General features: G+C 73.8%; 8 protein-coding genes. 1 reads left to right on the top strand and 7 read right to left on the bottom strand.

The features are described 5' to 3' along the window. Positions 1–161 precede the first annotated feature (161 nt). The 6 genes from ABZZ20_RS23955 to ABZZ20_RS23930 all read right to left on the bottom strand — a co-directional run bounded on the left by ABZZ20_RS23955 (position 162) and on the right by ABZZ20_RS23930 (position 10,221). Positions 162–1,985 (bottom strand): thiopeptide-type bacteriocin biosynthesis protein, encoded by a 1,824-nt coding sequence (locus ABZZ20_RS23955; protein ID WP_356872726.1) that lies wholly within the window; start codon positions 1,983–1,985, stop codon positions 162–164. A gap of 10 nt (positions 1,986–1,995) precedes the next feature. Further along, positions 1,996–3,981 carry a TOMM precursor leader peptide-binding protein gene (locus ABZZ20_RS23950; protein ID WP_356872724.1) on the bottom strand — a complete coding sequence of 662 codons (1,986 nt, stop codon included), beginning with the start codon at positions 3,979–3,981 and terminating at the stop codon, positions 1,996–1,998. Then, a complete protein-coding gene (locus ABZZ20_RS23945) occupies positions 3,978–5,759 on the bottom strand; it encodes a hypothetical protein (RefSeq protein WP_356872722.1) in 1,782 nt (593 codons plus the stop codon). The genes ABZZ20_RS23950 and ABZZ20_RS23945 overlap by 4 nt, the downstream gene beginning before the upstream one ends. After that, positions 5,756–6,970 carry a lantibiotic dehydratase C-terminal domain-containing protein gene (locus tag ABZZ20_RS23940; RefSeq protein ID WP_356872720.1) on the bottom strand — a complete coding sequence of 405 codons (1,215 nt, stop codon included), beginning with the start codon at positions 6,968–6,970 and terminating at the stop codon, positions 5,756–5,758. The genes ABZZ20_RS23945 and ABZZ20_RS23940 overlap by 4 nt, the downstream gene beginning before the upstream one ends. 98 nt (positions 6,971–7,068) lie before the next feature. Then, positions 7,069–9,918 carry a lantibiotic dehydratase gene (locus ABZZ20_RS23935; protein WP_356872718.1) on the bottom strand — a complete coding sequence of 950 codons (2,850 nt, stop codon included), beginning with the start codon at positions 9,916–9,918 and terminating at the stop codon, positions 7,069–7,071. A 111-nt stretch (positions 9,919–10,029) separates the two neighbouring features. Next, complete coding sequence (locus tag ABZZ20_RS23930; protein WP_356872716.1) at positions 10,030–10,221, bottom strand: thiazolylpeptide-type bacteriocin; 192 nt, start codon at positions 10,219–10,221, stop codon at positions 10,030–10,032. A 711-nt stretch (positions 10,222–10,932) separates the two neighbouring features. Between ABZZ20_RS23930 and ABZZ20_RS23925 the strand changes: the two genes are divergently transcribed. Further along, positions 10,933–12,369, top strand: a complete 1,437-nt coding sequence (locus ABZZ20_RS23925) for an oxygenase MpaB family protein (protein WP_356872714.1) — start codon at positions 10,933–10,935, stop codon at positions 12,367–12,369. 206 nt (positions 12,370–12,575) lie between these two features. On the opposite strand, the gene ABZZ20_RS23920 is transcribed toward ABZZ20_RS23925, so the two are convergent. Continuing rightward, positions 12,576–17,516: an FG-GAP-like repeat-containing protein gene (locus tag ABZZ20_RS23920; protein ID WP_356872712.1), complete on the bottom strand. Its 4,941-nt coding sequence runs from the start codon at positions 17,514–17,516 to the stop codon at positions 12,576–12,578. Between the last annotated feature and the right edge of the window lie 201 nt (positions 17,517–17,717).

Below are 17,717 nucleotides of genomic sequence, written 5' to 3'. Positions count from 1 at the left end.
CAACGGGCCGGGCAGCCGGCATGCGCGTGATCGGCATCGGCACCGGCCCCGGGCAGTGGCTTTCGGCCGAGGACTGCCCGGACGCCGGCGCGAACGCCCGGAGCCACGGCCGGCCCGGGGCGGAGTCGGCGTCGGGGCCCGTCCGCCGGCGCCGACCCCGCCTACGACCGCTGACCGACATCGGAACCACTCGTACGGGAGCCCGGGCGACCGAGCGGCAGCAGGTACTGGATCGGCTCGTCGAGGTCGTCCAGCCCCAGCAGCTCGTGCGCCAGGTCGTCGTGCAGGCCGCCGAGCGGAATCGTGGCCAACCCGTACGCGCCGGCCGTGAGCTGGAGGGTCTGGGCCAGGTGTCCGGCCTCCAGCAGGCCCAGCCGCAGCGCCCGTAGCCCGTAGCGGCGGCGGAGCAGCCCGAGGTCCAGGTGGACGGCCAGGACGGCCGGGGCCTCGTCGATCCCGACGGAGTCCGGGTCGTCGGCCGGGCGCGAGAAGTACGAGGACAGCGCCTTGAGCCCAACGAGGTCTGGCGCGGGTCCGAGGGGAACCAGCGACCGCCGCTCCGGCACGCAGTGGTAGGTGCCGGGGGGCAGCCCCGCCACGGCGAGCGCCAGTAGCCGTACCCGCACGCTGTAGAGGGCGCCCGCGCTCGGGTACGGGCGGTGGCGCACGGTGCGCTCCGTACCGTCGGCCAGGGGCTGCCGGGACACATGGCTCGGGGCGTGGGCGTGCCACAGCACCCCGCCCAGGACGTCCGCAGCGAGCGGTCCCCGCAGCGCCCCGCGCGCCGAACTGCGCCGGTGCAGCGCCTCGGCGAGGGACAGCTCCGGCAACGGGGCTGCGGGGAGCGCGCGTTCGCCCTCGGGGCGGTACTCGGGCGGGAGGCCGGGCCGGGCGATGCTCCGCACGGCGGTGTCCTGCGCACGGCCGATCTGGAACTTGCTCTGCTCCAGGTACTGGTAGTCGGCCGCGCGCGGGCCGGCGCCGAAGAAGCCGTCCGCGTCCCCGATCTCCAGCAGGGCGCGACCCGCGAGCCGGCACACCGCCCGCTCCTCGTCGGGGGTGACCCCCAACCGGTTCAACAACATGTGGAGTTGTGAGGCCCACACCCACAGCCGGCGGTCCGCCCGTACCGGCGCGTCCGGTCGGTCCGCGGGGGGTACGGCGGTACGCAAGTGGGCGTCAGCCGCCCGCACCTGCCGGGTCCATGCCAGGAGCCAGGGCGCGGCGGAGCCGTCGTCGAGCCCGGCGCGGACCGCCTGCGCACGCCGCCCCAGGTTCGTTCGTTGGGCCGCGAAGACCGTGTTGACGCGGGTGTGGACGGCGGCCCCGGGCAGCGGACGCACTTCGGCGGCCCAGCGCCAGGAGGCGGCGTGCCGGCGCAGCCAGCCGGCCGCGGCCAGTTCGTCCAGGCCCAGGGCGTACGCCGTGGCGTGGGCGAGGTCCAGGGCGAGCCGCAGCCGGTCGGCCCGCCCGGGCACGGCGCGCAGGGCGGCGACGGCCGCACGCGTCGAGTGCACGAACACCTCCTCGGCCACCGGGAGCGCGGCCTGCCCCCCGTAGCGCTCGGTCTCCGGCTCGTACGGGGCCGCGCGCACCTCCCCGTGCCGGCCGGTCCAGGGGCCGGTGACCGGGGTGGTGCCGCCGGCCAGCAGGGCCAGTTCCGCGGCGAGTTCGGCCGCGTCTTCGGCGGGGCCGGCATCCATCGGCCCGCCGGCGGATACGGCCCGGCGGAACCTGATCCGCAGGTGCGGCCCGCCCTCGTGGTAGCGGATGAAGAACCAGGCGCCGCCGTTCGGCCCGTACCGGCCGTCCATCAGCGGGGCGAGCGCCCCGGTGATGAAGGCGTCGGTGTCCGCCCCGTCGGTGTGCAGGGTCAGATGCAGGCTCTGCCAGCCTGCTGCCGGAGCCGGAGCGAGGGTGGCTGTCGTGGCGGCGGCCGGTCCCGCCGTGGCGGGGGACGCGGACGCGTACGGGGCTTCGGTCATCGGATCGTCCTCACGGGAACGGGTGCGGGTACAGGGGGAGTTCGTCGTGGCGCAGTGGGCCGGCGGTGCGCCCCAGCTGGTGGGGCACCTCCAGCAGCCGGGAGAGGCCGAGCGTGCGGCGGTTGACGTGGCCGAAGGTCATCGGGAGGGTGCCGGGCACGATCACCTTGGCGCAGTGCAGCCCCAGCCGGTCCCGGATCCCGGGCTCGTCCTGCGTCACCGCGACCACCTCCAGCTCCTCGGCGGCCAGTCGCGCAACCGTGTCCGTCAGCAACCGGGTGAGGTCGGCCACGGGGGCGGGCGCGCCCGGCCACCGTTCCTGCCAGGGGACCTCAGGGGTGTCGACAAACAGGAAATCCAGCCGGGGCTGTGCCTCCGGCAGGGTGTTCAGGCCCACGTGGTCGTCGAGGTCGACCACCAGCTCGGGCCGGTGGAGCATGGGGCGCAGCCGCTCCGGGTCGCGCGGCCCGCCCGGGCCGGCCGCCCGGTGCGCGGCGTCCTGGACGTTGGTGACGACCTCCGCCACCGCCGCGCGGATCGCGGTACGCGGATCGTGGTGTGCCCCGGCGGCCAGGAAGGCGCGGGGAGCGTCGGGGTGGTTGCCCTCGTAGCGGCAGAACGCAACCACCGCCGGGATGCCGAGGTCGTTGGTGGCGTCCAGCAGGCCCAGCCGGTAACCCAGCAGCGCGGCGCGCGCGGCCAGGGCGGTCACCAGTGGGTCGTCGGAGGGCAACGCAACGGCGGGCAGCGGCGTGCGCGCGTACCACGCCATCAGGAAGGCGTCCCGTTCGGCTACCTCGAACAGTCCGTACAGGGCCGCTTCCTGGGGGCTGTTCCCGAGTCCGCAGCCGTTCGAGGACTCGTAGACCACCCGTGTCCGACCCGGGCCCTGCGGCAGGTCCCAGTACGCCACGTGCTCGGGCACCGCCCGGGCGCGGCCCTCGGTGAGCGACCAGCCGTACACCCAGTCCAGCTCCAGGTCCGCGTGGTAAGGGACGGTCCGGGCAGCGGGGTGTCCCTGGTGGGCCGGGTCGGGCAGACCGAGCCGGGCGGGGTCCACGGCGGCCTCCGGGCCCAGTTCTGCGAAGGACGCGCGCAGGACGGTACGGCGGCCCAGCGGGCGCATGCCGGCCAGTCGCTCCACGCCCTCGAACAGTGCCACCCGCTCGCTGGAGCGGAAGTCGGCGGAGCGCCCGTAGCCGCCGTCGTCGAGCAGACGGCCGTCCGTCACCCAGGCGGTGGTGAGGGCGAAAGCGGAGTCCTCGGTGCGGAACAGTCGGCGCACCGGGCCGAACCGCTCGTCGTGCAGTTCGGCCCGCAATTGGTCCGCGCCCGTACGGTCGTTGGGGCCGCGCAGTACGGCGGGGTCGGGCAGCGGCTGCGGCGTGGCCGGGAGCTCCGCCGCGGTGGGGGAGTCGGCCGGCAGCGGGCGGCACACCGGGCAGCCGCCGACCGGGCGGACGCGATGGGTGGACCAGGTGGCCCGGTGCCCCTGGATGACGTGGACGGTGGAGGGCGGCGGAGTCCCGGCCTCCGCGGCGGGCCCGGCCTCCAAGAGGTCGGCCGCGAGTAGCAGGGCCGCCTCCGCCAGGGGTGGTGTGCCGGTACCGCCGAGCGCCAGCCGCGGGCTCTGCCAGGGCACCCTGCCGCCCGCTGTGGCCAGTCGCTGGTACTCGGTGCACGACAGGCACGCCTGCGCCGCGGGCTCCAACACGGGGCCGATCACGGTCAGCGCACCGTCCTCGCGCACCGGCACCAGGCGTACGGGATGGGCCAGCGCGTGGCGACTGAGCAGCTCCGCCAACGCCAGCGTCCAGGAGGTGAGGTGGACGATGGCGGCGCCACCGGTGGTGTCCAGTGCCGCGGCCGGATCCAGGACGGGAACGGCGCCGGCGACGGTGGCCACGGCCGTCTCCTCCACGGCCGTCTCGTCCCCGACCGCTGCGTCGGCAGCCGTCCCGTCGGTAGCCGTCCTGTTCCTCGTCGCCCCGCTCATCGCGCTCCTCCCCACCCGGCCAGGACGGTGAACCCGCAGGCGTGCAGGGCAGCTCCGACCGGCCCGGTGGGTCCGGCTGCTCCGCTGCCCGTGAGGTCCGCCCCACCCGGCTGCTGGGACTCGGGACGCAGCCCGGTCAGCCGGGCCAGCGCCGCGCACAGCTCCGGCTCCCGCCGTGCCACCCCTGCCAACCAGCGGTCGGTCCATCCCTCGTCCGCCCAGCCCGCCGGCTCGACTCCGGCAGCCGCGAGCGGGGCCTCGGCCCCGCTGAACGCGGTGTGCACGGCTCCGGCCGGACCGTACTCGGCGGCCATGGCCCGGGTCACCGCGCCGAGCGCGGCTAGGGCCGCGGCATCGGCGGGTGTTGCCTCCACCGCACGGGCGGCCACTTTCGTGTTCCCGGGCCCCGCAGCGGAGTCCCGCACCACGGCCAGGTAGGCCCGCTCCGCACGGAACCGATGAACCGTGATCTCCATCGGAAGCTCCAGATGCCGGGTCAGCACGGTCCACCAGTGGCGGGCCTGCGGATGATCGCGCCATTCCTCCTCGCGCAGGGCGCGGCCGGGGCCGCAGCGATCTGCGGCGGCGAGGGCGAGGCGGCGCAGCCCCCGCCCCAGGGCGTGCTCGGGTCCGGCGCCGACCGCCACCGGGCCCGACGGCCCGTCGTCCAGGTGTAGTTCGGCCGCACGGCACGCTGCGGTAAGACGGGCCAGATCCGCCCGGGGCGCCCCGGCCACCAGTGGCCCCGCCGACGTCCCGCAGGCCGCGAGCGCGGCGGGCAGTTGGGGCAGCTCGCCCGCCTGCGGTGCGTCGAGCACTCCCAGGTACGGGTCGCCCAGCGCCTCGATACGGCGCAGGGCCTCGGCCAGGTTGCCGGCAGGAGCGGGTGAGGGGGCCGCGGGACCGGCCGGCCCGGCGACCCAAGGGTGGTAGGACGCGTGCGGCGGCCGGGCCTCGGCGACCAGTACGGCGGGAACGTCCGGGAACAGCCGCGGGTCCTCCTCCCGCCCGGCCGGGTCGGGCAGACCGGCCGTGGCGCACAGCAGCCGCTGCGCGGCGGCACCGGCCAGCAGGGCCGTCAGCGCCGCCGGTGCCTGCGTTGCCGTCCCGGCGGGCGCGGAACCGGTGTCGGCGCACAGACGGGCGGCGATCGAATCTGCGTCCGAACGCACCCGTTCCGGCTCGGCCGGGGCCGTGACGAAGCCGCCGTCGGCGGTACGGGCCACGGCCACGGCCACCGGCGCAGTGCCCGCGAACGCCACCACCCGGTCGGCCGGCAGGCTCGTGTCGCGGTGCACCTCCGGGCGGGTCCCCGCGCGGTCCAGGGCGCTGATCAGCGCCGTCGCGAGCGGGCCCTCGGGATCGGCTGCTGCGACGACGGGCCGTGCGGCGGCCAGGGCCGCGCCCGCCGCTCCCGGTCGGTGCGTGGACGCTCCCAGCCAGGCGGCCGGTTCGGCCGCTCCCGCGGGATACTCGGCGAGCAGGCCGTGCGCGTGCAGTTGTGCGGTCAGTGCGGCGAGTGCGGCCTCGACCCGGGGATCGGTCGGATCGAGACGGGGCCCGGGGCGGGGCCGGGACCGGTCCCCCTCCTCCACGCCCCTGCGGTCCTCGGGCCCGTGGCCGAGCCGCTCCCACAGCAGCTCCCACAGGGCGGGTAGGGCCCGGCTGCCTTCGAGCGTCACGCTCCCGTCCCGGCCGCGCAGGTGAAGGCCGGCCCGCAGGGGGGTGACCGCCACTCCGGGTCGCAGTCGCGTGCGCGGTGGCTCGGCGGCGGTCACCGCGTTCCCTCCACGGCGGCGATGACCTCGTCGATGCGCGTCTGCCACCGGTGCCCGGTGAGCCCCGGCACGCTCCGTACCACGAGGTGGGCGGCGAGGTAGCGCTCCACGGGCCGGACGTCGCAGACGGTGAGGAGCCGGTACAGCCCGTTCGTACAGGCCCGGTAGACCAGGTAGTCGGGGCGGCTCCACATCGTGCCCTGCGGGTCCGAGCGGTGCAGCCGCCGGTGGAAGTCGCTGTACCGGGTGCGTACTTCCCCGTCCCAGCGCTCGGCGGTGGCCCGGTCGCCCAGGGCCGCGGCCCGGTCCCGGTACTCGGTGGGCACGCCGGTGAAGTCCGCGCCCGCCGTGAACCGTTCCTCCGCGATCCGCCAGGCCTGGGCCGACCAGTCGGCCCAGGCCCGCTCCCAGCCGGCCGCACCGCCGTCCGCTATCCGACCCACCAGTGCGGAGATCCGCCCGCCCGCGGCCTCCCACCGCCGATCGAAGGCCGCCCGCAGGTGCCCGTCGGGGTCCTCGTGGACGAAGAAGTCCTCCAGGTGGGAGACGTACGAGTAGTGGCCGCCGACGAGTCCCTCGGGGTGCGCGGCCCCGTGGGCCGCCAGAGCCACCACCGCGAGCTCGACCCGGGCGGCGGACGCGTCCGCGCGCTCGCCGAGGAAGGCGGTACCCGCGTGGAGGGCGGGCAGGCCCAGGGCCAACAGGTCCTCGCGCAGCCGCACCCCGTCCGGGCCGAGCAGTGCCACCAGGGAGGACAGGTCCACCGGCTCCACCCGTACGGTGTTGTCAGCTACGAGCGGCCCGTACGGGGGCGGGATCAGCTCCGCCCGCCCCGCCACTGCGGCCTGCGCCAGCAGCTCACGTCCGTCGACGGCGGCCCGCGACGGGTGGGAGGCCGCGCGGGCGCGCAGCTCGGCGGCGGTGCGCTCGGCCGCGGCTGCCACCGCGCCGGCGTGGCCGCGCAGCCGCAACCGCAGGTGGGGGCCGTGCAGCCAGTGGCGTTCGACGTGAACGGTCAGCCCGTCCGTGCCGGCCCGCCGGGCGAGGGGCAGCACGGCTTCGCGCAGCAGGGGCGCCTTGACCGGCTCGTAGTGGTAGACGACCACGTCAAGGGCTGTGCCGGTGCCGGTGGTGTCGGTGGCTGTGGCTGTGGCTGTGGCTGTGGTCGAGGCGGGCTGGGCGGGGTCCGGGCCGGTGGCCGGGGCGTTCATCGGGTGCCTCCTCGGCGGATGACGGGCGGGTGGCGGGCGAGGCGGCGGTGGGGCCCGCCGGGGCAGGTGGACGGGACGGCTCGGATGGCGCGGGTGGCTCAGCCGGACCGGGGTGTGCGTGCGGGCCGGTAGGTCTCGGCGATCAGCTCCACGGCACGGGCGGGGTGGCTCCGGCCCCCGAAGACGGGCAGGGACTCCTCCAGCACCACGCCGCGCGGGTGACGGGCCAGCCAGCCGGAGAGGCAGCGCAGGTGCAGGGCGCTGCCCAGGTCGAGGGCCTGGGGCTTCGGCGCGCGCAGACTCCGTACGAAGTCCTCGACGGCCCGCCCGGCGGGTGGCTCCGGTACCGGGTGCAGGAACAACTGCTCGGGCAACCCCAGGAGGGCCCGCCAGTGGGCCGTCGCGGCGGCCGGGATCTCGCCGGGGTCGGCCATGAGGTCGGCTCGGAGCACGGCCAGTACCCCTTCGGGCAGGTGCCAGCGCCGTCGGGCGAGCACCACATGGCCGTGCCGAAGCCGGGGGGTGTGCAGCACTTCGCCGCCGGCGACGGCCAGGGTGCGGCGGGGCAGCAGCTGCCGGAAGTCCACGACGCCGCCCGGGTGGTCGCAGAGGAACGGCGCGAGGCGCTGCGGGAGCATGACCGGGGCGAGGAAGCCGAGGTAGAGGACGTCGAGGGGTTCGCCGGTGTCCCGGAGGCGGAGCCGGAGCTGGTCGGAGGCCGGGTCGTGGACCAACTCCACATCGGCCTCGGCGAACGCGCTCCGCTGCCGGTCGGGGCCGATCTCCGCGCCGACGAGCAGCGGGTGCAGGTTGGCGTTGAAACCGCCCACTGGTCGGATCTGGGCTGCCCGGGCGCCGTCGCCCAGACCGTGGCGGATCTCGCGGGCCACCTCCGCAGTGGCACCGTGGGGCAGGCCGTCCAGGAAGCGGCTGCTGAAGCGGCCCCAGCCGCCGTAGACGTGGTTGACGCACAGCACGCCGCCGGGGACGGTGCCCTCCGGGCGATCGACCGTTGCCGTTGCCGTTGCCGTTGCCGGAGCCGGCTCCGGGTGCGGATGGCCGGACGGTACCGCGCGCTGGAGGAACCACGAGTAGCTGAGCGGGCGGGCGGCGCTCCAGCCCGGCAGCCGGGCGGCGAGCCCGCGCACTGCTTCGGCGGGCAGCACGACCTCCTCTGCCCAGCTGCCCGGTTCGGCCGCGGCGGCGGTCCGTACCCGCTGTACGAACTCCGCCCGCAGCCGGGCCAGTTCGGCCAGCTCGCCGGAGAGCCCCGGATCGTCGGCCGGTCGGCCGGCGAGGCGTACGGCCTCCTCCCACGCGGCGGCGGTGTCGGCGCCGAACTCCCACGGGGCCGGGCAGGTCCCACCATGTCCGTAGCGGGCGACGAAGCGCTCCAGCGCGGCCCGCCGCATCACATGTCCGAGGTCGAACAGCTCGGCCAGGGAGGTCAGTTCACCGAGCGCGACCCGGTCCGCGTCGGTCAGCCGGCCGGTGGGGAACAGGTCGGCGGTACGCATGCCGAGCCGGCCGGACGCGGGTTCCGCCGTCGGGTGTCCGGCGGCGAACACGTCCTTGCAGTGCACGTCCTCGGAGAGCACGTTCAGCGGGGCGGCATCGGCCGGGACGGGCCGGCCGGCGTCGGCCAGAAGGCTGCGCCAACAGTCGGCGAGATCGGCGAGCAGGGCGGGCCGATCCTCGGCCCGGGCGTGCGCGAACCGGGCGGTATCGGCAGCGAGCCGGTCGATACGGTCGGTCAGGGCTGCGTCCTCGGGCCACTGGCGCAACCAGTCGGCCAGCGCCCGCAACGGGGCCGGGTGCTGCGGGTCGACGGGTTCCACGGGCACCAGCAGTCCGCTGTCGGCGAGTTGGCCGAGGAACCGGCCGACGGCGGGGTCCGCGCAGGAACGGTCGAGGGCCGGGCCGAGTCGGGCTGCCAGCCCGTCGAGGGTCGCGGGCGTGGCCGCGAGCGCGTCGATCGCGGTCAGGGCGGGGCGGGCTGCGAGCTCGATCGTCTCCTCGTGGGTGACGAGGTACCGGCCGCCCGCGAAGATCGTGCGGTCCCGGGTGTAGCGGGCCCGGCCGTCGGCGGTGGGCCGCGCACTGCTGGTCATGCGGTGGGGGAGCGTGCGCCGGCGGCGCGGTTCGTCCAGCAGCGCGGTGACCAGCGCCGTGACGAGGGTCCGGTTCTCCCGCACCACGGACCGTAGCGCCGGCACCGGCTCCGGCGGCAGGGCCGGACCGTCCGCTGCGGCGGCTGCGCCACCGGCGCCCGCACCGCCGGCCCACCCCACGGCGGTGAACCACGACAGCGGGCTGGTTTTCGTACTGGCCCGCAGGGCATGCCGCAGTACCGAGGGCTCCTCCTTGCGGGCCCTGCGCCCGCCCTCGTCCCTGGCGGCCCGGGACACCGCGCGCAGCAGGTCGGCGCTGGTGAGAGCTACGGCCCGGGCGAAGCCGGGGGAGCGGCACAGTTCCGCGAGGGCGGAGCGCTCGGCGGTCAGGGCGTCCGGGGCGGCCACGGCCAGGTCCGCGAGGAGTGCGGCGCGCCGCTCGCGCAGGGCGAGCCAGGTGCCGAGCCGGGGTACCCGCGCGGGTAGATCGCCGAGCCGGGACAGTAGAGCCGGGCGGGGGGTACGGCCGTTGTGCAGCGCACGGCGCAGCGGGAGCACCACCTGGCGGTGGAACTCCTCGTGATGGCCCGGCCGGGAGGCGAAGAGGTCGTCGCACAGGGCCGGACGCAGCGCGTCCTCCTGCGCCGCGAGGGCGGTGAGCCGGCCGAGCAGGCTCCGTACGCGCGCGGCCTCCTCCGGCTGTGCGGGGTGGGCCGTCACCGTGGTGCGGACCAGTGCGTACGGGGCGGTCCGGACAGGCGGCCCCGCCGACGGGCGGGCGGTCCCCGACACGGGCGCGACGTGTGGCGGTGCGGCCGGCTGGGCGGGGTGCGGCATGGCGGGCTCCCGTGGTGCGGTCTGGTCCTGTGAGCTGTCTTCCGGCTCGGGCCGCAGCCCGTGCGGCCGACCTGGTGGGCCGGCCGCACGGGAGCGGTCGCGTCACCGCCGTCAGACGACGGGCGTCTCCACCTGCGGCTGGGCGCAGGAGGACGAGCCCTGGCAGGAGCAGGAGCCCCAGGAAGCGCCGTTCTCGGGCAGTGCGGCGGTGTCGCTCAGCGCGGTGACGGTCAGCTCGCTGAGGTCGAGGTCGAGGTCCAGATCGAGGTGGTTTGAACCGGTAGTGGAAGATGTTTCGGACATGGCGAATTTCCTCTCGTTTCTGTGGGACTTCTGAGGGGATGCGGAACCGCGAAGACGGCGTCGGCTGGCCGGCGCCCGCGGCCGACGGCCGGAGTGCCACCCGGGAAAAGATGGTGCGTGGTCGGGGGCATCCGGATGAGCGTCCTGGTGCAGCACCGAGTCTCTGCGTCGGCACGGACCAACGGCAACTCCCCATGGCACGTTGGCCTGTTGTCCCGTCCTGATACGTCACCTTGCGGGCAGGCCACCGGCCTCCCGGCGGTACCCGAGTGGCCTGTTCCCGCGTCCGTTACGGCGGTGCACGCTCCACGCCGCGATGGCAATCGCTGCAGGTGGCCCCGGGAAGGGGAGTGCGGGAACAGGAGGTTCCACCGGACGACCGAACCTGGCCGCGGCCACTTCGCACCGTTGGCAGGCAGCCCCGGCGGTCCTTCACGGGCATGGCGAACCGGTCAATCTCCGGCGGCCCGGAGCCCCGGCCACGCAACACGCGGGCGCGGCCCATAGTCAGCCGGGGGCAGTCCGCCCTGCTCGGGATGCCGGACGGGCAGAGGCGGCCCGGTAGTCGACCCACGCCTTCCCGGACGGGTGAATTCGGGTAGCCGACCGCTCCCGGATGCCGGGAGGACCGTTGGGCTGGGCGGATAGCCGGATGATCGCCTTTCGGCCGTCCCCTGCCATTCCTGTGCACGCGCTTGAGGAGACGTCCCCTTGGTTACCGCTGACCTTCCTGGCCCTGATTCACTGCTGCGCCGCACGTTGGGGGAGTGGCGGATCGGGTTGGTGGCGTGGCGGCTACTGGTTCTGCAGACCGCGGATCCGGCGGTCGCAGCCGGAATGGCCAACTTCTCCACCTACCGCGCGCACCCGTGGCGGCGCATCGAGCACACCATGGACAGCGGGAAGCGGCTGTTCTTCTCCGACCGTGAAGGGCTGCGCCGTGAGGTCGCCCGGCTGGAGCGCACGCACCGCCGTCTGGCCGGCACCGACGAGCAGGGCAGGCCGTACACAGCGTTGGACCCGGCGGTGCGGGTGTGGGTGCTGGTCACCTTGTACGAGTGCATGACGGCGATGCGGGAACTGTCCGGACGCCCGCTGGCGCCGCATGAACTGGACCAGATGTACGCGGAGTTCCGCACGGTGTGTGCCGAGTTCGGCTTGCCCGACGACCTGTTCCCCGCCACGGCCGCGGACGTGCCCGCGTACATGGACCGCACGATCCGCTCGCGCCTCGAGTACGGCGAACCCGTGCGCTACCTCCTCTTCGACATGCTCCGTGAAGCCCCCGCACCGCGCCGCCTCGGTCACCTGACGCCCGCCTGGCCGCTCCTGCGCACGGTGGCCGCCCACGTGATCGGTGCGCTGACCATCGCGGACCTGCCGGAAGCCTTCCGCGAGCGCTTCGGCTTGCCCCGCACCCGCCGCGCGGCCCTGCTGTCCTTCAGCCTGCACCGCGGTATGCGCGTGCTGATGAACGCGCTGCCCGAGCACCGCCGCTACCGCACCCCACTGGCCGGTATCCCCTCGACCCCGCAGCCCCCCAGCGACCGTCCTTCCCCGCCGGAGCCAAGCGTCGTCCGGCTTCCCGCACCGCGCCGCCGCAAGAGTGCTGATGCCCGTCCGGCGCGCCTGCAGACCTTCTTCCAGCAGGTCCTGGACCAGACCGGCGACGGCCGCATCGGCTCGGCCGACCTGCAAGCCATGGCACACAACGTGTGCTGGCCGCTCGAACTCCCCCCTGAGCGCGAAGCCAGCGTCTATGCCGCCTTCGAGACCTGGTGGCAGCACCTGCGGACCAGCATGGATGCCGACGGCGACGGACAGGTGACCTGCGAGGAGTTCGTGACCGCCATGCTCACCGGGATCGACGCCGGGTCGGCCTATCTCGAGCAGGGCCTGCACGTCGCGGTACGGGCGATCTTCCACGCCGCGGACACTGACGGCAGCGGACACCTGTGCGCCGATGAGTACCGAACGATCTTCGGTGGCTCCCGGGTCCACCCCGCCGAACTCAACCACGGCTTCCGCCAGCTCGACCACGACGGGGACGGCCGCATCACCGAAGACGAATTCGTCCGGGCCTTCACCGAGTACTTCACCGCCCGCACCGACAACACGGCCGGCAGCCAGCTCCTCGGGCGCCCGTAACGGCGGTTGCCGGGCCGCCGAGTCCGCCCTCGGGCCGCCGAGTCCGTCCCCGGCCCCGGCGCGCCTCGGTGCGCCAGGACCGATTTCCCCTCACGGAGGAAGGGCATACGCCGAGGGCCCCGTACCGCCACCAGGTAGCGGTACGGGGCCCGTTGCGGCCGGTGCCCAAGGGCCGGCGAAGAGTTACGAGAGTGGTGCGGTCCTCGTCACCAGGTGCCGGGTAGGGTCTGCCAGCTCAGGAAGCCGTTCTCGAAGCCGCCGTCGGGGCGGCTCTTGAAGGTGAACGTGCCCGACGCGCCGCTCGCGTAGTTGTACAGCGAGGAGATGTCGTCCCGGCCGTCCCCGTCGGAGTCGCCCGAGAGCGGGGTGCTGGCGCTCGTGCCGTACCAGCTCCCCTCCGGGGTGTCCCAGCTGCGGACCGGGTCCGCGACGGTGCCGTCCGACTTGGCGAGCAGCGTCGACAGCGAAGCGTGGCCGTCCCCGTGGTCGTACATCAGGGCGGCGTCGGCGCGGCCGTCGCCGTTGTAGTCGCCGGCCGTGAACTTGATCTTCGCGTACTCCCACGCGCCGCCCGCGGGCTGGGACCACGACTTCACCGGGGCGCCGACACCGCCGTTCGGCTGGGCGAGGAAGGTGAAGACCGCGACCCCGCCGGCCGTGTAGCCGTACAGGGCGACGAAGTCGTCGCGCTTGTCGCCGTTCATGTCGCCGACCCGCCACGTGGCGTGGTCGATCCACCAGTTGCCCGCCGGCGTCCGCCAGCTGGCGAGGGCGGAGTTGAAGGAGCCGTCGCCCTTCGAGGTCCAGGTGTGGGCCCCCGCTTCGCCGTTGCCGTAGTCGTAGACCATGGCGACGTCGGCCTTGCCGTCGCCGTTGAAGTCGCCGGCGAGCGGCTTGGCCCTGGCCCACTCGAAGGTGCCCGCGGCGGCCGTCAGCCCCTTGACCGGGGTGAAGGTGCCCGTGGTGTTGGAAAGGAAGCTCCACAGGGCGTTGGAGCCGTCGGCGTAGCCGTACATCGCGACGATGTCCGCGCGGCCGTCCCCGTTGACGTCCCCGGCCACCCACTTGGCGCGCTGGTAGGAGAAGCCGCCCTTGGTGCTGGTCCAGCGCACGGTGGGCGCCTCGTAGCCGCCGCCGGGCAGCGCGTTGAACACCCATAGGGCGGTGGTGTTGTCGCCGTAGTCGTAGACGGTGGCGATATCGCTGCGGCCGTCGCCGTTGAAGTCGCCGGACAGGTCCGTGCGCAGGTGCGCGGTGCGGTCGTTCGGCTGGTGCTCCACCGTCGCCCCGGTGGTGCTGTTGGCCCGGATGTAGCCCTTCTCGAAGTCCTCGCGCACACCGCCCGCGACCTCGTACTCGTCGGAGGTCGGGTAGCCCAGGGTGCTCTTCTCCGCGCCCATGGCGATCCACCGCTTGCGGACGGAGCCGAAGACCGACCAGGAGCCGTTGCCCTTGGTCCAGTAGATGGAGGCGGTGGCCTCGGGGTCGGAGCGCTTGCGGAAGTGGTTGAAGCGAGCGACGGATCCGTCGCCGACGTTGGTCTCGTCGGTGATCGGATAGCCCAGGGGGCTCGCCGGGCCACCGAGGGAGACGTACTTGTTGTAGACCGAGCCGTGGACGGACCAGGCGCCGGTGTCGGACGACCAGTAGATACCGCCCTTGCCGCCCGAGGCGGAGTAGAAGGTGGAGAACCGGCCGGAGCCGTCGAAGGTCGGGGCTTCGTCTGAGGTCGGGTAGCCCAGAACGCCCTTCTCGCCGCCCATCGCGAGCCACTTGGCCCGGATGCCGCCCCACACCATCCAGGCGCCGCTGCTCGGGTGCCAGTAGATGGAGCCGTTGTCGCTGGTCTGGCCCGGGCCGCGGAGGTTGACGTAGCGGCCTACGCCGTCGGCCGGGACGAGCACGTCGGTGCTCGGGTAGCCGACCGAGGTGCCGCCCTTGGCCAGGTACTTGGCCAGGATCGGACCGCACAGGGTGTGCGTGCCGGTCGCGGAGGAGGTGAAGGTCTGGCACTCCGACCACGAGGTGCCGCCGAGTACGAGCTGCCGGCCGGCGCCGAAGGCCGAACCGCCCGCCGGGGTCTGCCCGGGGAACTCGGTGATACGGCCGTTGCCGTCACGCGACCACAGGTCGGCGAAGCCGTTGGCCTCGAAGTCGCCGTTGCTGGACAGGTGCGCGTAGGCGGCTTCGGTGAAGCCGCTGCCGATGGAGGTCGTACGGACCGCCGGGTCGGCGAAGACCGACAGGTCGGCCGCGGTGGCCGCGCCCGGCTCGGTGGTGACGCGGCTGGTGTACTGGTGGATCTTGCCGGTGACCGTGTCGCGGGCCCAGATCTCGGGCAGCCGGTCGCCGTTGAGGTCGCCCGGCGCCATGACGGTCATGTTCTTCCAGTCGGCGTTGCCGAGCAGGATGGGCTCGCCGAAGGCGTCGAGGAAGCCGACGGCGGAGCCGCGGTACAGCCACAGCTGGTCACCGGTCTTCACCAGCAGGTCCGGCTGGTCGGCGTCGTCGACCTTGCCGTCGCCGTTGTCGTCGTCGATGCTGCCGATCGCGACGGCCTGGTCCGCGTCGGCCCAGTGGTCGTCCAGGTCGGGGTTGCCCACCTGGAGCTCGATGCGGTTGGCGTCCGCGCTCTCCAGGTCGCCGTCGCCCTTGCCCGGGTAGACGTAGAGGTTCTTGCGGGAGTTGTCGGGGCTGGGCCGCAGGGCGACGAGGTCCTCGTAGTAGTCCTCGTTCCAGCTGCCGCGGTGCGTCAGCGAGGCGGCGTCCGCGAAGGAGCCCTGGTCGAGCTGGCGGGACAGGTCGAAGGTGCCGTCGCCCTTGCCGGGGTGCATCCACAGCAGGCCGGAGCCCGGGTCGACGCTCCAGATGTCCACGGTGCCGTCGCCGTTGAGGTCGCCGTGCTTGTCACGGGTGGCCAGGCGCTTGGCGTAGAACAGGTATTCCTTGAGGTTCGAACGGTTGCCGGACGCGTCGAGGCTGTGCACGAACAGTCGCTGCGGACCGGCCGTCGTCGGTGTGTACTTGATGTCCACCGAGCCGCCGACCGTGGTCGGGGGGATCTTGTTCACCTTCGGGCTGGAGTCGGTCCACCACTCGAAGGCGGTGACGTCCTTGACCCCGTTGGCGCTCAGGGTGAAGGTTCCCTCGGAGCGGGCGAAGCCGGTCTTCTCCGGGTCGTCCTCACCCTCCGGGAACTGCTTCGAGGTCACCAGCGGTGTACGGTCCGGGCGGGTCCGGTCGATGGTGAAGACGCACTGGCCGGCCCAGGGGCCGGCCGGGCCGACGTGGTCGAGGGTGCGCACGTCCCACCGATAGGTGCCGTTCAGGTCCTTGGCCGGGATGCGCAGCTGCGCGACGTTGCCGTTGCTGGCTTTGATCGTGGCTTTGGTCGGGGTGGAGGCGCCGTTCTTCCAGTAGTGGAACTCGGCGGCGAGGGAGACGTCCTGCTTGTCCTTGTCCTTCACCCGGGCGCGCAGGACGATCTGGTCGGTGGTCCCGATGACCCCGCCCGCGCAGGGCACCGACGGGTCGGTGGAACGCTCCGTGATCTTGTCCGGAGTGGTGTTGAACGTGGTCGAGACACGGGCGCTGTTCGGGTCGAACTTCCGCCAGGAGACGTCGACGGTGTCCTTCGCGGCCTTCAGGCCGAACGTCCAGGTGCCCCAGTGCTTCTGCGCGGCCGTCGCGACCGCCGACTTCACGTTGAGCTCGATCACGTCGCCGTCGCCGGGACAGTTGCGCCCACCGTAGGACTGGCCGCTGGAGTCGACGAGCCGCTTCCAGTCCGGCTGGTTGTTCCAGGTGGTGGACTTGGAGATGGTGCCGGTTTCCCAGACCTGGATGTCACCGGACTTGCAGCTCCAGGAGCCCGCCGACTTCTGCTTGATGCGCAGGGTGGACTCGATGATCTGCTTGTCCCAGTAGTCCTTCATGCCGACCTGGAAGAAGGTCTTGGCGCAGATCACGGCGTTGCCGTTGGCGGCGTCCTTGGCGCAGCCGACGCGGGCGTCCTTGCTGAGCGTGCCGCCGTTCCAGTAGTTCGTGTTCGGCGAGGACGGGAACGCGTTGTGCTTGTACGCGATCGTCCACGCCTGCTTCCAGGCGTCCCAGGTCGGGTCGATCACGACCGGGTACGTGGTCCCGGGCGCCTTGAGCAGGTTCTGGTCCGGCGTCAGGGTGAGCGTGGTGCCGCTGAGCCGGACCCCTAGGTCGGCCTGCTTCGCACCGGTGGTGACGCCCTCGACCGGCGCCGGGAGCGCGTCGGCCGGGGCGGACCCGGCGGCGGGCTCGGTGGCGACCGCGGGGGCCGCGGCAGCCCCGGCCGAGCGCAGGGACTTGGCGGCGGGCACCGGGGAAGCCGGTGCGGTGACCGCGGCCTCGGCCTTCTGCCCGCCCGCGTCCCACATCTGCGGTTTCGCCGAGCCGAAGACAGTCTGCCCGGCCGGGTCCACGGCCCGCAGCTGCCCGTCGGCCTCGGCACGTACGGTCAGCCCCTTGGTCTTCAGGCCGAACGAGAGCGAGGCCAGGGCCGGATTGCCGGCGGCCTCGCGGGTCTTGACGACGAGCGCGTGCGAGAAGCTGTCCACGGTCGCGCTCACCCGCAGGTCCACGCCGGGCAGCACCTCCGGGTAGACCGCGCTGCTGCCGTCGAGACGGGGCTCGGGAAGCGGCGCGGGCCAGCTCAGGGCGACGTCACGGCCGTTCTCCGACATCACCGCGAGGGGGGAGTCGCCGCCCCCCGAGAACGTCAGCCCGATCGCGGTCGCCTTCGGTGCGAGGCGGCCGTCGGCGCCTTTGTGCAGGGTCGTGTCGACGGGAATGAGCCTTCCGCCCTGGCGGACCCGCACCGGCACCAGCGAACGCTCTGCTGTTCTCGTGCCGTTCGGATTGGCCCACACCTCGTCGGTCTCAGTGCGCTGGCCGACGATTTCGACCGGCTTTCCGGTCCGCTTCGCCTCGGCGGCTGCCTTCTCGGCTTCGGCGGCGGGCGCCGACCGCCCGGCGGCAGGGCCGGCGCCGGTCGCCGCGGCGGCGAGGGGCGCGGTCCCTATCAGGCCTGCGGTCAGGGCCAGGGTCGTGACCAGCGCCGACGCCCGCAAGCGGGGCTGGCCGGTGGCGCGGAGCCGCGCCAGGGGTGGTCTCACGGAGGTTCCTCGTAGTCGATCCGGGCGCTCAGGAGGCCTTCCTGGGCACGGATGGCTTGATCAGTCCGGGCGAGCTTCTCATGACCTGTGGCCCCACCGGAATAAACGGAATAGGAAATTCCCATTCCGGCCACTTTCTGTCCGACTTTGCCTCGACTTGGCATGTGCTTTGCGGTGTCGAATTTCCGACCGGGCGGTGTC

Origin of the sequence: Streptomyces sp. NPDC006430 (assembly GCF_040612395.1) — a bacterium.
Taxonomy (GTDB): domain Bacteria; phylum Actinomycetota; class Actinomycetes; order Streptomycetales; family Streptomycetaceae; genus Streptomyces.
This window is presented reverse-complemented; position numbering and strand designations above follow the sequence as displayed.

Coding starts and splice junctions, on each gene's coding strand:
- ABZZ20_RS23955 (WP_356872726.1), bottom strand. CDS start 1,985: ATGACCGAAGCCCCGTACGCGTCCGCGTCCCCCGCCACGGCGGGACCG.
- ABZZ20_RS23950 (WP_356872724.1), bottom strand. CDS start 3,981: ATGAGCGGGGCGACGAGGAACAGGACGGCTACCGACGGGACGGCTGCC.
- ABZZ20_RS23940 (WP_356872720.1), bottom strand. CDS start 6,970: ATGAACGCCCCGGCCACCGGCCCGGACCCCGCCCAGCCCGCCTCGACC.
- ABZZ20_RS23935 (WP_356872718.1), bottom strand. CDS start 9,918: ATGCCGCACCCCGCCCAGCCGGCCGCACCGCCACACGTCGCGCCCGTG.
- ABZZ20_RS23930 (WP_356872716.1), bottom strand. CDS start 10,221: ATGTCCGAAACATCTTCCACTACCGGTTCAAACCACCTCGATCTGGAC.